Raw genomic sequence first — 13,675 nt, 5'->3', positions numbered from 1 at the left:
CACCGTCGATAACGGAGTACTGCCCGAATATTTTCGGGCCTCTCCCTCGCCTAGGCATCGCAGACAATCCTACCAGCACAGCGCTGCCCGTCCGAACCACCGCCCCGGAAGGAGCGGATGATTGGACGGGCAGCGCCGGTGGTGCAGTTATTCGATTGGAGATGCCGCGGCGGAAGGAGTTATGCCTTGCCGTCGAACAGGCTGGTGACGGAACCGTCTTCGAAGACTTCCTTGATGGCCCGGGCGATCAGCGGTGCGATGGAGAGGACAGTCAGCTGTTCAAAGCGCTTTGCCGCGGGGATCGGCAGCGTGTTGGTGACCACCACTTCGCGGGCACCGGACTCGGCCAGCGTACGCGCGGCGGGATCGGAGAACACAGCGTGGGTGGCTGCGATGATGACGTCCTTGGCGCCGGCTTCCTTGAGGACACGCACGGCTCCGGCGATGGTTCCGCCGGTGTCGATCATGTCATCGATGAGCACGCAGGTGCGGCCGGCAACCTGGCCCACAACCTGCTTGGACACGGCCTGGTTGGGAACCGTCAGGTCGCGGCTCTTGTGCACGAAGGCCAGCGGGGAGCCGCCGAGGCGTTCGGCCCACTGCTCGGCAACGCGGACGCGGCCGGTGTCCGGGGAGACCACTGTGACGTTGGAAACGTCCACGCGGGTGCGGATGTAGTCCGCCAGCAGCGGGATGGCCATCAGGTGGTCCACGGGGCCGTCAAAGAAGCCCTGGATCTGCGAGGTGTGCAGGTCAACGCTCATGATGCGGTCCGCGCCGGCGGTCTTGTACAGGTCCGCGATCAGGCGGGCGGAGATCGGCTCGCGGCCGCGGCCCTTCTTATCCTGGCGGGCGTACGGGTAGAACGGCGACACTACGGTGATGCGCTTAGCGGAGGCGCGCTTCAGTGCGTCAACGGTGATCAGCTGTTCCATCAGCCAGTTGTTCATCGGGGCCGGATGGGCCTGGATGACAAAGGCATCGGTTCCGCGGACGCTTTCTCCGGGGCGGACGTAGATCTCGCCGTTGGCGAAGTCATAGGAAGCCAGCGGAAGCAGGTCCGTGTCGAGACAGCGTGCAATTTCCTCGGCCAGCTCCGGGTGTGCCCGGCCGGTGGCAAGGACAAGCTTCTTTTCACCTTGTGCGGTGATTTCGCTGCTCATTAATGATCGCTTTCTCGCGTGGGGGTATCAGTTTCTGAGGAGGTTTTGGAAGCGGCCGCCGCCGCAGCATCGGCTGCGGCTGTGCCGGGACGGTTGGTCAGCACCCAGCCGTCGAGGTTGCGCTGAGGCGCTACGTTGATGGCCAGGGAGCCGGCCGGAACATCCTTGCGGACCACGGTTCCAGCTCCACTGTACGCGCCGTCGCCCACTGTAACGGGGGCCACATACATGTTGTCGCTGCCCATCCGCACATGCGATCCGATGGTCGTGTGGTGCTTGTTGACGCCGTCGTAGTTCACGAAAACGGATGCTGCGCCGATGTTGGACTGCTCACCGATAGTGGCATCCCCCACATAGGAAAGATGCGGAACCTTGGAGCCCGCGCCGATCTGAGCATTCTTGGTTTCCACGAAGGTGCCGATCTTGCCCTTGGCCCCCAGGACCGTGCCGGGGCGCAGATAAGCGAAGGGACCGACGTCGGACCCGGCGCCGAGGCGTGCATCGGAGCCGTGGGTGCGCACCACTTTGGCACCCTCCCCCACCACCACGTTGGTGAGGGTGGTGTCCGGGCCGACGACGGCGTCGCGCGCCACCGTGGTGGAGCCGTGCAGCTGGGTGCCGGGCAGGATGGTGACGTCTTCGTCGAGGGTGACGGAGGCATCGATCCAGGTGGTGGCCGGGTCCGCGATGGTGACGCCGGCGCGCATCCAGCGGATGAGGTTGCGGCGGTTGTGTTCGGCGTTCAGGGCGGCGAGCTGGACGCGGTCATTGGCGCCCTCCACCTGCCAGAAATCGTCGGTAACGACGGCGGCGACGCGGCCGCCGCGGGCACGGGCGATCCCGAGCACGTCGGTCAGGTACATCTCGCCCTGCGAGTTGTCCGAGGTCACTTCCGACAGCGCGGCGCGCAGCACGGCTGCGTCAAAAGCGTAGATGCCGGAGTTGATTTCCGTGATGGCCCGCTGGGCGTCGTCGGCGTCCTTGTGTTCCACGATGGCCGTGACGGTGCCGTCTTCGGCGCGCAGAATCCGGCCGTAGCCGGTGGGATCCTCCAGCCGGGCGGTGAGCACGGTGACGGCGTTGGCATCGAGTTCATGCACGGCAACGAGTTCGCGGAGGGTGTCCGCCTCCAGCAGGGGCACGTCTCCGTAGGTGACGACGACGGTGCCAACCAGTTCGTTGAAGGCCTCCAGCGCCTGCAGTGCCACCTGGACGGCCCGGCCGGTTCCGGGGATCTCATCCTGGTCCACGATCACGGCCTCCGGCGCGGCGGCCGCAACGTGCTCAGCCACCCGGTCCCGCTCGTGCCGGACCACCACGGCGAGGGCGCGCGGTGCCAGTGCCTGTGCGGCTGCCAGGGCGTGGCCCACCATGGAGGTTCCCCCGACGGGGTGCAGAATTTTGGGTGTCCGCGATTTCATCCGCGTGCCGGCCCCCGCCGCCAAGACGATAACCGCTGCGGGCCCGCCGCCGCGGGAGCTCTCTGTGGATTCAAGATCCTGTGTGGTCACGAAAAAGCGCTCCTGTGGTGGTACGGCCGCTGGTGGGGGCTGCAGACCGGGTCCGGCCCGGTGCTCCTGCCGTTCCGCCCATAGGATTCGAACCTATACTCCACGGCTCCAAAGGCCGGGGTGCTGCCATTACACCAGGGCGGAAAATGTGCCGGTTGCCCCGCACACAAGAGTTTAGTTTGCCATGCCGGCCGATGCCTTCGCGACTTGAGTCCCCGGCACGTGTTCCGCGTACGGCGCGCGCGAGCCTCCCGGCACCGGTTTTGCAGCCGGATCGGCCGAAGTTTGCAGGCCTTAGACTGTGGGAGTGGCAAGAAATCCGGCGGCAGGCGCCCGCCTTCGCATGACCGGCGTGCAGCGGCGCGCACAGCTGATTGAGGTGGCCCGGGGGATGTTCGCCCTGCGCGGCCTCGACGGAGCAACCATCGAGGACATTGCCGCTGCGGCGGGTGTCTCCAAACCGGTGGTCTACGAACACTTCGGTTCCAAAGAGGCGCTCTACACAGAAGTGGTGGACGCCGAGTTCAACCGGCTGCTCGCCGTCATCACCAACGCACTGGGAGCCGACGCCGGTCCCCGGATCCTGATTGAACGCGCAGCCTACGCGCTGCTGGACTATATCGAATCTCACACCGACGGCTTCCGCATCCTGGTCCGGGACGCCCCACCGTCACAGCCTGAAGGCACCTTTGCCACCCTGCTCTCCCAGGTCACCGGCGATGTGGAGCACATCCTGGCCAAGGAGTTCAGCAACCGGGGACTCAGCGCAGAAGTGGGCGGCATGTATGCACAGATGCTGGTGGGGATGGTTGCGATGACCGGCCAGTGGTGGCTGGATGCCCGCACCCCTGACAAGGCAACCGTGGCAGCGCATCTGGTGAACCTGTCCTGGAACGGCCTCACCGGGCTGCAAAAGGATCCGCAGCTTCGCCATATGCAGCAGTCCACTCCGGAGGTCCTCACGCTCTCGGCCGTGCTCGTCCGCGATGCGGCCGGGCGGATCCTGCTGGTCCGCAAGCGCGGAACCGTGAAGTTCATGCAGCCCGGCGGCAAGCTGGAACCCGGTGAATCCTTCAGCGCCGCCGCGGTGCGGGAGATGCAGGAAGAACTGGGTCTCTCGGTTTCGGAGTCGGATCTGGAAGCGCTCGGCGACTGGTACGGCCCGGCCGCGAACGAAGAAAACACCTTCATTGACGCCGGACTGTTTGCGTACACGCTGCCGGCGGACGGTGCGTTCGGGAGCGGGCCCGTGGCCGCGGCCGAAATTGAGGAACTGCTCTGGCTGGATCCGGCACAGGCGCTGGAACGCGACGACATTGCACCGCTGCTGCGCGACCACATCCTGCCGCAGCTGCTGGCCGGGGCCTGAGCGGGGCGTTCCGGGCAGGCGTTCCAGGCAGGCCTCCCGCCAGTATCCCTGCGTCCGGCATCTGTTCATCCGCAGCAGGGATAACGCTCTTTCCGGCACACCAAGAGATCCTTCGTGCAGCACACGGACCCAAACAGCCCGCCCCAAAATCCTCCGTGCAGCACACGGGCCCAAACAGCCCACCCCAAAATCCTCCGTCCAGCACACGGGCCCAAAACGGCTGATTTCGCCGCTTTGAGCCCGGGAGCTGCACTATGAAATTAGGCGAACCCCGTTATCTGCACACAGGAATTTCGTGTCGTGCAAACGGGCTATCCGGCGCAGGACCACCGAGAGTCGCGACCATGCCCGTTCCAGCACGCCAAAGCGGCAGGATCGCCACACTCGAGGAGCCAAAGCGGCAGGATCGCCACACTCGACGCCCCGGAGCACCCCGGAAAGCTACTCGAGCTTTTCCGACGCCTCGAGCCACTGCATTTCCAGGTCCTCCTGATCGGCCGCCAGCGACTGCAGCTTCTTGTTCAGCTCGGCCAGCTGCTCAAAGTCAGCGCCGCCGGATTTCTCCGTAGCGGCCGTCATCTGCGCGTTGACCTTTTCCACCTGCTGCTTCAGCTTGGACATCTGCCGGTCAATGCGGGTCAGGTCCTTCTTGGCAATCCTCTTCTCCGCCTCGGAGGCACCGGAGGCCACCGCCGTCGCAACCCCGCCGCCGGAACCCGGACGCGAGGACCCGGCCGCCGCCGCGCGGGCAGCCTGCGAGGATCCGCGGGCCGCCGTCGACGCCGAAGAGTTGGCCACCAGGGCTGCGTTGCGCAGCTCAAGGTACTGGTCCACTCCGCCGGGCAGGCCGCGCAGCTTGCCGTCACCCAGCAGTGCCATCTGATGGTCGGTGACGCGCTCCAGCAGGTACCGGTCGTGCGAGACCACCACGAGTGTGCCGGGCCAGCCGTCCAGAACGTCTTCCACGGCAGCCAGGGTGTCGGTGTCCAGGTCATTGGTGGGCTCATCGAGCATCAGCACGTTGGGCTCACCTACGAGCAGGCGCAGCAGCTGCAGGCGGCGGCGCTCACCGCCGGACAGTTCCTTCACGGGGGTCCACTGGCGCTGGGCGTTGAAGCCCAGCTGCTCCACGAGCTGGCCGGCGGAAAGTTCCCGGCCGCCCACGCTGAAGACCCGCTTCTCGTTTTCGATGACCTCGATGACGCGCATGTCCGCCACCTCGTCGAGTTCCTTGACTTCCTGCGTCAGCACGGCCGTCTGCACGGTGGTACCGCGCTTCAGCCGGCCCTTCGTCGGCTCGATTTCGCCGTTGAGCAGGCGCAGCAGCGTGGTCTTGCCGGCGCCGTTGACGCCCACCAGGCCGAGCCGCTCCCCCGGTGCCAGGCGCAGGGTGACGTTCTTGAACAGTTCGGTGTCGCCCAGGGTCAGGGACACTTCCTCAAGGTCCAGGACGTCCTTGCCCAGGCGGGCGGTGGCCATCTTGTTCAGTGACAGGGTGTCGCGGGGTTCGGGCACATCGGCAATGAGGTTGTTGGCCGCCTCGATGCGGAACTTGGGCTTGGCGGTGCGGGCCGGTGCGCCGCGGCGCAGCCAGGCCAGTTCCTTCTTGACCAGCTGCTGGCGCTTGCCCTCCACCACGTTGGCCATGCGGTCACGCTCCGCGCGGGCCAGCACATACGCTGCGTAACCGCCGTCGAACGGATCGATCACGGCGTCGTGCACTTCCCAGGTGCGGGTGCAGATTTCGTCCAGGAACCACCGGTCGTGGGTGACCACCAGCAGGCCGCCGGCATCGGTGCGCCAGCGGTTCTTCAGGTGCTGGGCCAGCCACGCCACACCTTCCACGTCCAGGTGGTTGGTGGGCTCATCCAGCATGACGACGTCGTCGTCCCCGGTCAGCAGCTTGGCCAGGGCCACGCGGCGCTTTTGCCCGCCGGACAGCGAGGAGACAGAGGCGTTCCAATCCACTTCCTGGATCAGGCCGCTCATGACGTCGCGGATGCGGGCGTTGGAGGCCCACTCGTAGTCAGCGGCGTCGCCCACGATCGCCTGCCCAACGGTGAGGTCGCCGTCGAGCACGTCGGACTGGTCCAGATAGCCCACGGTGACGTCGCGGCGGCGGGTGACGCGGCCTTCGTCGGGGGTCTGCCGCTCGGCCAGCAGGCGCATCAGGGTGGACTTGCCGTCACCGTTGCGCCCGACGACGCCAATGCGGTCCCCCTCTTCCAGGCCCAGGGAAACCCCGTCCAGGATGGTGCGGGTGCCAAAGGAAATGCTGAGATTCTCAGCACCAAGCAGGTGTGCCAATCGGTACTACTTTCTTGAGGTGTCGGTGGGTTTTTATCAGTGATGTCTCAGGAGGGAACAGTCAGCCAACGACGGCGGGCAGCAGCCGGGCGCCCGGCGCCGGTCCCTCTACGGCGAGGGCGCGGTGGCCCTCTGAACGCAGTGCCGCTTCCAGCTCAGCCGCGGCGCCGGTGTCTTCAACCAGGAAGGCGACGGTGGGTCCGGAGCCGGACACCATGCCGGCCAGGGCGCCGAGCCGTTCGCCGGTGCTCAGCAGGTCCGCCAGTTCCGGAGCCAGCCGGAGCGCGGCAGCCTGCAGGTCATTGGAAATAACGGCTGCCAGCTCCCGGGCATTCCCGGACCGCATCGCGGCCAGGACGGCCGGATCGACTTCCGCCGGTTCCTCGGCCTCTTCCTGTGCTTCCGCGCGGAGGGCATCGAGTGCACCGTAGACGGCCGGCGTCGAGAGCCCGGAGTCGGAGGCCACCAGCACCCAGTGCAGCGGTGTCTTGGAAATGGCCGGGGTTAGGCGGTCCCCCACGCCCAGCCCGACGGCGGTGCCGCCGAGGAGCGAAAAGGGAACGTCAGCGCCGAGGCCGGCGGCAATGTCCGCCAGCTCTTCGCGGGACAGATGTGTGTTCCACAGGGCGTCGCACGCCACGAGTGCGGCAGCGGCGTCGGCTGAACCGCCGCCCATGCCGCCGGCCACCGGTACCCGCTTGGTGATGTGCAGGTGCACCCCGGTGGGGTTTTCTGCGAAGCCTGCCAGCGCCTGGGCGGCACGAGCCGCCAGGTTGTCCGGTCCCAGCGGAATATCGGCCACCGGAACGTGCAGGGGGCCGTCACTGTCCACCGTGACGGTGATGCCGGGAGCCTCGGTGGCCGTTGCCTGCACCTCTTCGAACAGCGAGACGGCCAGGTACACGCTGGCGACCCCGTGGTAGCCGTCGGGCCGGAGGGGACCGACGCGCAGGGATGCGTTGATCTTCCCCGGGGCCCGCACGCGCACGGACGCAGGGGCTGCCGGCGGGGCCGATACGGATGAAAACTTCGCTGCGCTCATATCTTCCAACTTAGAGGAAGGGCGGTCCCCGCCGTTAATGCAGCAGCTGCCGGTGCCGGTGTGCGCTTACTGCTGCGGGGCGCCGTCGGCCCCGGCGTCGGCGTCGGCGTCGGCAGGAGCTTCGGCGTCTTTGGACTCGGCAATCCGGGCGAAGGCGGTGATGTCGATGACCTCGCCGCGGGCACGCGGATCGACGCCGGCTGCGCGGAGCGCGTTTTCAGCCTGGGCCGGGCTGCCGGCCCAGCCGGACAGTGCGGCGCGCAGGGTCTTCCGCCGCTGCGCAAATGCGGCATCAATGACGGCGAAGACCTCTTCGCGGCTGGCGGTGGTGGGCAGCGGCTCGTGGCGGGTGAAGCCGACCAGGCCGGACGCAATCTTGGGTGCGGGCCAGAAGACGTTCATGCCGATCACTCCGGCCTTGCGCATGGTGGTGTACCAGGCAGCCTTGACCGAGGGCACGCCGTAGACCTTGGATCCGGGCACCGCGGCCAGCCGGTCCGCCACTTCGTCCTGGACCATCACCAGCCCGTGCTGCAGGGAAGGGAAGCGTTCCAGCAGGTGCAGCACCACGGGCACCGCCACGTTGTACGGGAGGTTGGCCACCAGTGCCGTGGGTTCCACCGGAAGCTCCGTTATGCGCATGGCGTCGCCAAGGACCACGTGCAGCTGGTCAGCCTTCTCGGGCCGCCAGGACGCCACCGTGGCCGGCAGGCGTTCGGCCAGCACCGGATCAATTTCGACGGCGACCACGGACTTGGCCGCGTCCAGCAGCCCCAGCGTGAGGGAGCCCAGGCCGGGACCGACTTCCAGGACCGTCTCTTCCGGGCCAACGCCGGCAGCTGCGACGATCCGCCGGATGGTGTTGCCGTCAATCACGAAGTTCTGGCCGAGGGTCTTGGTGGGGCGGACTCCCAGTTCCTCGGCCAGGGCGCGGATGTCAGTGGCACCCAGCAGCGGTTTGACCTGGGGACGGGAAGCGGAGGGGGATTCAGTCACTTAGCAATACTAGCCGAGCGCAGGCCGCAGGCAGGGGCCGCTCCCCCTGGTCCGCCGGCCGTCGGATGCCCTGCTTTGGCAGGGCTGACCGGCGGTTATGTTCGTGCGTCTGCACGTGGACTGCCCGCCGGTGCCCGTCTTCCTGCTGTTCGCTTCCAGAATGGGCGAGCACCCTGCCGGCGCCCGGACAGGGTCGGTAGCATCGCTGCTGGGCCCGCAACAAAACCCGCAGTCCAGGATGGACGGATATCAGTATGGGCAATGCGTTTGGAATTCGGCTGGAGGAAGCGCGCCGCGAGCGGCGGCTCACCCAGGAAGAGCTTGGCGGCGACGTGATCCGGGCACGTGATGTATCTCAGCTGGAAAAAGGACGCCGTGAACCCGGCGGCGGGGCCGTCCGCTTCCTGGCTGATCGGCTTTCCTCCGTCCCCGGGTATCCCCTGGCCCGGCCGGGAGCGGACAGCCGGATCTTTCTGGCGCTCTCGGCCGCACAGGCCTGGGATGAGCGCGACTACCTCACCGCGCGTCGTTACTCCCGGTTGGCCGCGGATGAGGCGCTGGCCGAGGACGAGCCCAATGAATGGTGGGAAATGGCATTCATGGCGGCGGCCTGCCTGGGGCGGCTGCACGACTATCCCCGATGCATGGCTGAGGCGGAAGTACTTGCCCGGCACCCGCTGGCAGCGCAGGGCCAGCCGCTGCGCCCGGAGGCCGAGACACTGCTGGCCGTGGCCTGCCGGGGCGCAGGCAGACTGCCCGAGGCCGTTCTCCATGCCCGGCGTGCGCTGGAGCTGGGCCTGTCCCTGAGGCTCGGAGTGGATCAGCTGCTTGAGGTGTACTCGGCGCTGATAGCTGCGTTGTCCGAAAGCGGGCTGCAGGAGGAAGCATGGGGGCACTGCCGTGCCCTGCTGATTCCCCTGCTCGAAGCGGCAACGGATCCGCAGCGGGCCGGAAAAGGGTACTCGGAGGTGGGGAATGTGGCGTTCCGCCGCGGAGACGCCGCCGCGGGCCTGCGCCACCATGCCAAAGCCCAGAACCTTCTGACTCCGGATGCGGATTTGGAAGTGTGGAGTGCGTTCAACCGCAATTCGGCCTCCATGCGCCTGGCTGCGGGACTGCACGACGCCGCCACGCATGAGTGCATGGTGCATGCCGAAACAGCGCTGTCAGTGATGGGCGGCACCGAGGAAGACGAGCTGGAGGACCTGCACAGCCGCGGGCGGTGGCTGCAGCTCGGCGGCGACCACGGCTCCGCGGTGAAGGTGCTGGCCGGGGTTTACGCCCGCCGCGCTGCCCTCACTCCGCAGGGCGGAGCGGAAGTGGCACTGCACCTCGGGCTGAGCCGGGCGGCATTGGGAAGCAGCCAGGAGGCGGCGCAGCTCCTGGAGGCCAGTGCAGCGGCGTTCCTGACGGCCGGAGCGCTGGACCGTGCCGGCCATGCGGCCCGGCTGGCCGCCCGGACGCGCAGCGGTGACACCGTGGTGACGCCGTGGGGTTAAACGAAAGGACCGGAGCCTGATTCCAGGTCCGGTCCTTTCATTGAGCTGTTCCGCCCAGTCTGCCGGCTAAGGGCAACGGCTGGTTTAGAGCAGTCCGAGCTTGGCGGCGCAGGCCGGCCAATGACCCCAGCCGCCGTTGGCCCGAAGCTTTTCAGCCACGGCGATCTGCTGCTCGGGGGTGGCCCCTGCCGCAATGGGGGCGTACTGGCCGCCGCCGGCACCGAGCCAGCTGGAAACGCTGAACTGCAGACCGCCGGAGTAACCGTTGCCGGTGTTGATGTGCCAGTCGCCGCCGGATTCACACTGGGCCAGTGCGGCCCAGGTGCCGCCCGACGGTGCCGCGCCGCCCGGTGACGGTGCTTCCGGCGCCGGTGCGGCCGGTGCTGCAGGCGCCGCCGGTGCGGCGGGTGCAGCGGGAGTTGCAGGCTTTGCGGGAGCTGCCGGAGCCGGTGCAGCTTCCTTCTTCTTGGTGCCGACGGCAATCTTTGCCGCAACCGGCTCCCGGGAAACGCTTTCGCTGACCAGGGTCCGGCTGGCCTCACGGCCGTCCACCATTACGGTCTCAAAGACTTTGACCTTCTCCCCCGGAGTGCCTTCAACCGTCACCTTTTCCTCGCCCTCATAAAGGAGCGGGTCGGGTACCTGGGTGGTCTCAAACGGGAGGGCTTCAGTAACGGTGTCCTTCTGGCCGGTCTGGACACGGGTGACCTTCAGTGCCATTCCGTCCACGAGTGCAGCAGATTCGGGGGCTGAAACCCGGTCCGTCGCAGAAAGCTTGACGCCTGCCTGCTTGAGTACGTCTGCCACGGTCTCCGCAGTGGTGAAGCGCTCATACGGGGCGCCGTCGATCACAATGGTGACGGTTTTCGGGGTGGAGATGGACAGCTTGTCATCCATTCCGGTGAGCGATGTGTCCAGCGCCGCTGAAACGGCGGAGTTGGCGGAGACCCGCAGTTCGGACACCAGGTCCGCAACGGTCTGTCCGGTGGTGCTGACGGTCGTTTCTTCGCCGTCGAGGGTCAGGTCCACGTTCTTGGCCTTGAAGACTTCGATGGTGGTTCCGTCGGTGACCTCGGTCCCCAGATCGGGAAGAACCTTGTCCGCCTCGGTCACGGAAACATCGGCCTTTTCAAGGACTTCGGCTACGGTTCCGCCGAAGGTCTTGACGTTGGTGCTGGCGCCGTCGACGCTTAGGACAACGGATTTGTTGGTACCGACAAAGGCCACCAGTCCCAGAATGAGGGCGACCATCACAACAGCCTGCCCGGTGAGTTTCAACCCACGCCTCACAAATGCATTTGCCACGGAATCCCAAACGTTCACAGTTTCCGGGCACGGGGATCAGGGCGCGTGGCAGCCGATGCCCCCGGATCTCACGGGGCGACTCTTTGCGCAGGCAAGGAACCTCTGCCGAAACCGGGCACAGGTGTATTGCGGTGCTTCAGGCGAAGCACGCGCACAACTGTCCCCGGGACGGTGTGTGGTTCGATATCAGTTCCGGTGCCTTCCCCGACCCCGGCTAATAGGTCCTTACCGTAATCGAACCGTGATGTGAGGGCAACCCGGGGTTTTGGCCGCCCAAGTAGTCCGTACAGTTCCCGGGGACCGCCGGCGGCCCGGAACTAGTTCCAGTCGCCGTAAATCCGGACCGTGTTCGCCACCAGCTCCGACCCCAGTTCGGCGAGGTCCGCACCGAGCTCAGCGGCCATGAACCGGACGGTGTAGGGCACCATGTAACTGGCGTTGGGGCGGCCGCGGAACGGGTGCGGAGTCAGGAACGGCGAGTCTGTTTCCACCAGCAGCAGCCGGCGGTCAGCCACCGCGAGCGCTTCCCGGAGGTTCCCTGCATTCTTGAACGTGACGGTCCCGGCGAAGGACATGTTCCAGCCCCGCTCGTTGCAGATCCGGGCCAGTTCCGCGTCACCGGAGAAACAGTGGAACACCACTTTCTCCGGGGCACCTTCTTCTTCCAGCACCCGCACCACGTCCTCGTGCGCATCCCGGTCATGGATCTGCAGGGCCAGGTCCAGCCGCTTGGCAATGTCAATGTGCCGCCGGAAGGAATACTGCTGGCGTTCGACGCCGTCGGAACCGGTGCGGAAATAGTCCAGTCCCGTTTCCCCGATCCCCCGCACCCTCGGATGCCGGGCCAGCTCTTCAATTTCCGCCAGGGCCGCTTCCAGTGTTCCTTCGGCAGCCAGGACCGGAGCGTCATTGGGATGGATGGCCACCGCTCCCAGCAGCCGCGGCTCCTCGTCCAGGATCCGCACGGTAAAGCGGGAGGACTCAAGGTCGGTGCCCACCTGGACGGCACCGCGCACCCCCGCAGCCTGGGCGGCGTCCATCGCTGCCCGGACTCCTGCGGTACCGGCCTTGCCCGGAGCGAAGTCCAGATGTGTATGGTTGTCGATCACGGGCACCGGAAGCGGCTCAGGACCCGGAGGGTAAGGCTTCCCGCTCTCCGATCCAAAGTCCAGATAAGCCGCAGGGATATCGCCCGGAACATAAGCACTGTCATTACACATGTCTTTAACCCTAAGTGAGCTTGTAACCTGTATTCACGTGAGGCCGCCGCCCAACGGGGCGGAAGGCAGTCATGTCGCACCACGGGTCCCTGACCACCGGGTTCGGGGCTGCGATTCACCGAGGCTTGGAAGGTATCCATGGACGCTCGAAATCCAGCTGCAGCCGCCGCCCCTTTTGAGACGGATTCCCCCGGCGCCGCGGCACCCGTATCACCGGTTTCCTGGGCTCGTGCCCCCGGAGCAGTGCAGGATGCGGAAGCCTTCCATGAGGCAGCCTCGGGCATCCTTTCCGCTGTCAGCACGGTGATTGACGGCAAGAAAGAAGCGGCCATGCTGGTGCTGACCGTTCTCCTCGCCCAGGGCCATGTGCTGCTGGAAGACGTGCCCGGCGTGGGAAAAACCCTGCTCGCCAAGACCCTTGCCCGGACCATCGACTGTTCCGTCAGCCGGATCCAGTTCACCCCTGACCTGCTGCCCTCCGACGTCACGGGCGTCTCCATCTACAACCAGGACGCCCACCGGTTCGAATTCCGCCAGGGCCCCATTTTCGCAAACATCGTGATCGGCGATGAGATCAACCGGGCCTCTGCAAAGACGCAGTCGGCCCTGCTCGAATGCATGGAGGAACGGCAGGTCACCGTGGACGGCGGCACCTACCGGCTGGCTGAGCCGTTCATGGTGGTGGCCACCCAGAATCCGATTGAAATGGAAGGCACCTACCCGCTTCCCGAGGCCCAGCGCGACCGATTCATGGCCCGCATCTCCATGGGCTACCCGGACACGGCATCCGAAATAGAGATGCTGGAGACCCACCAGTCCACGTCGCCCCTGGACAAGGTGGGCGCCGTCGTCGACGTCCGTGACGTTGCCGCCATGACTGCCCGGGTGCGGGACATCTTCGTGTCCTCCGCAGTGAAGGAATACACGGTGGCCATTGGGCAGGCCACCCGCGAACACGCGCATCTTCGCCTCGGAGCCAGCCCCCGCGCACTGCTGCAGCTGCTGCGCGCGGCGAAGGCGCACGCAGCCCTGGCCGGCCGCGACTTTGTCCTCCCCGATGACATTTCGCATCTGGCTGACCCGGTCCTGGCCCACCGCCTGATCCTGGACCGCAAGGCAGCCAGCTCCGGTGACACGCCCTCGGACCTGCTGGCCCACCTGCTGTCCCGGGTGCCCGTTCCGCGCAGTCCCGCCGGGGAACGAATGCGGCGCTAACCGGCAGTTCGGCCCGCATCACCCGGCACGACCCTTCGGGAAGGCTCC

At 66.6% G+C, this 13,675-nt stretch carries 10 protein-coding genes, 1 tRNA gene and 1 pseudogene; 4 read left to right on the top strand and 8 right to left on the bottom strand.

The genetic code is table 11. From position 1 onward, the window contains the following. Positions 1-179 precede the first annotated feature (179 nt). The 3 genes from AC4D2W_RS12050 to AC4D2W_RS12040 form a co-directional block, all read right to left on the bottom strand. On the bottom strand, positions 180-1,163 hold the full coding sequence (locus AC4D2W_RS12050; protein WP_400926514.1) for a ribose-phosphate diphosphokinase: 984 nt from the start codon (positions 1,161-1,163) through the stop codon (positions 180-182). Then, positions 1,163-2,674: a bifunctional UDP-N-acetylglucosamine diphosphorylase/glucosamine-1-phosphate N-acetyltransferase GlmU gene (gene glmU / locus AC4D2W_RS12045; protein ID WP_490927138.1), complete on the bottom strand. Its 1,512-nt coding sequence runs from the start codon at positions 2,672-2,674 to the stop codon at positions 1,163-1,165. The genes AC4D2W_RS12050 and glmU overlap by 1 nt, the downstream gene beginning before the upstream one ends. Before the next feature lie 72 nt (positions 2,675-2,746). Beyond that, positions 2,747-2,818 (bottom strand) — tRNA-Gln (locus tag AC4D2W_RS12040). A gap of 199 nt (positions 2,819-3,017) precedes the next feature. Between AC4D2W_RS12040 and AC4D2W_RS12035 the strand changes: the two are divergent. Then, positions 3,018-3,605, top strand: a pseudogene (locus AC4D2W_RS12035) (TetR/AcrR family transcriptional regulator); the annotation flags it as partial. Between the two features lie 3 nt (positions 3,606-3,608). Continuing rightward, complete coding sequence (locus tag AC4D2W_RS12030; RefSeq protein WP_490927439.1) at positions 3,609-4,043, top strand: NUDIX hydrolase; 435 nt, start codon at positions 3,609-3,611, stop codon at positions 4,041-4,043. A 441-nt stretch (positions 4,044-4,484) separates the two neighbouring features. Here AC4D2W_RS12030 and AC4D2W_RS12025 read toward each other — a convergent pair whose 3' ends face one another. From AC4D2W_RS12025 to rsmA, 3 genes are all read right to left on the bottom strand, one after another. Next, entirely contained in the window at positions 4,485-6,350 is a 1,866-nt protein-coding gene (locus AC4D2W_RS12025) for an ABC-F family ATP-binding cassette domain-containing protein (protein ID WP_490927137.1), read from the bottom strand. Positions 6,351-6,411: 61 nt separating this feature from the next. Further along, on the bottom strand, positions 6,412-7,392 hold the full coding sequence (locus AC4D2W_RS12020; protein WP_490927136.1) for a 4-(cytidine 5'-diphospho)-2-C-methyl-D-erythritol kinase: 981 nt from the start codon (positions 7,390-7,392) through the stop codon (positions 6,412-6,414). Positions 7,393-7,458: 66 nt separating this feature from the next. Further along, positions 7,459-8,388, bottom strand: coding sequence for a 16S rRNA (adenine(1518)-N(6)/adenine(1519)-N(6))-dimethyltransferase RsmA (rsmA, locus tag AC4D2W_RS12015; protein ID WP_490927135.1), 930 nt, complete (start codon positions 8,386-8,388; stop codon positions 7,459-7,461). A 254-nt stretch (positions 8,389-8,642) separates the two neighbouring features. Between rsmA and AC4D2W_RS12010 the strand changes: the two genes are divergently transcribed. Beyond that, entirely contained in the window at positions 8,643-9,887 is a 1,245-nt protein-coding gene (locus AC4D2W_RS12010; RefSeq protein ID WP_490927134.1) for a hypothetical protein, read from the top strand. 84 nt (positions 9,888-9,971) lie between these two features. On the opposite strand, the gene AC4D2W_RS12005 is transcribed toward AC4D2W_RS12010, so the two are convergent. Both AC4D2W_RS12005 and AC4D2W_RS12000 read right to left on the bottom strand, forming a co-directional pair. Beyond that, positions 9,972-11,138, bottom strand: coding sequence for a resuscitation-promoting factor (locus AC4D2W_RS12005; protein WP_490927133.1), 1,167 nt, complete (start codon positions 11,136-11,138; stop codon positions 9,972-9,974). A gap of 371 nt (positions 11,139-11,509) precedes the next feature. Further along, positions 11,510-12,412, bottom strand: a complete 903-nt coding sequence (locus AC4D2W_RS12000) for a TatD family hydrolase (protein ID WP_490927132.1) — start codon at positions 12,410-12,412, stop codon at positions 11,510-11,512. Between the two features lie 138 nt (positions 12,413-12,550). Here AC4D2W_RS12000 and AC4D2W_RS11995 point away from each other — a divergent pair, with 138 nt between their 5' ends. Then, positions 12,551-13,627, top strand: coding sequence for an AAA family ATPase (locus AC4D2W_RS11995; RefSeq protein WP_490927131.1), 1,077 nt, complete (start codon positions 12,551-12,553; stop codon positions 13,625-13,627). Positions 13,628-13,675 lie beyond the last annotated feature (48 nt).

It is taken from the genome of Arthrobacter sp. TJ-58 (assembly GCF_058269295.1).
The sequence above is the reverse complement of the archived record's forward strand: the minus strand, read 5'-3'. Positions and strand labels throughout refer to the sequence as shown.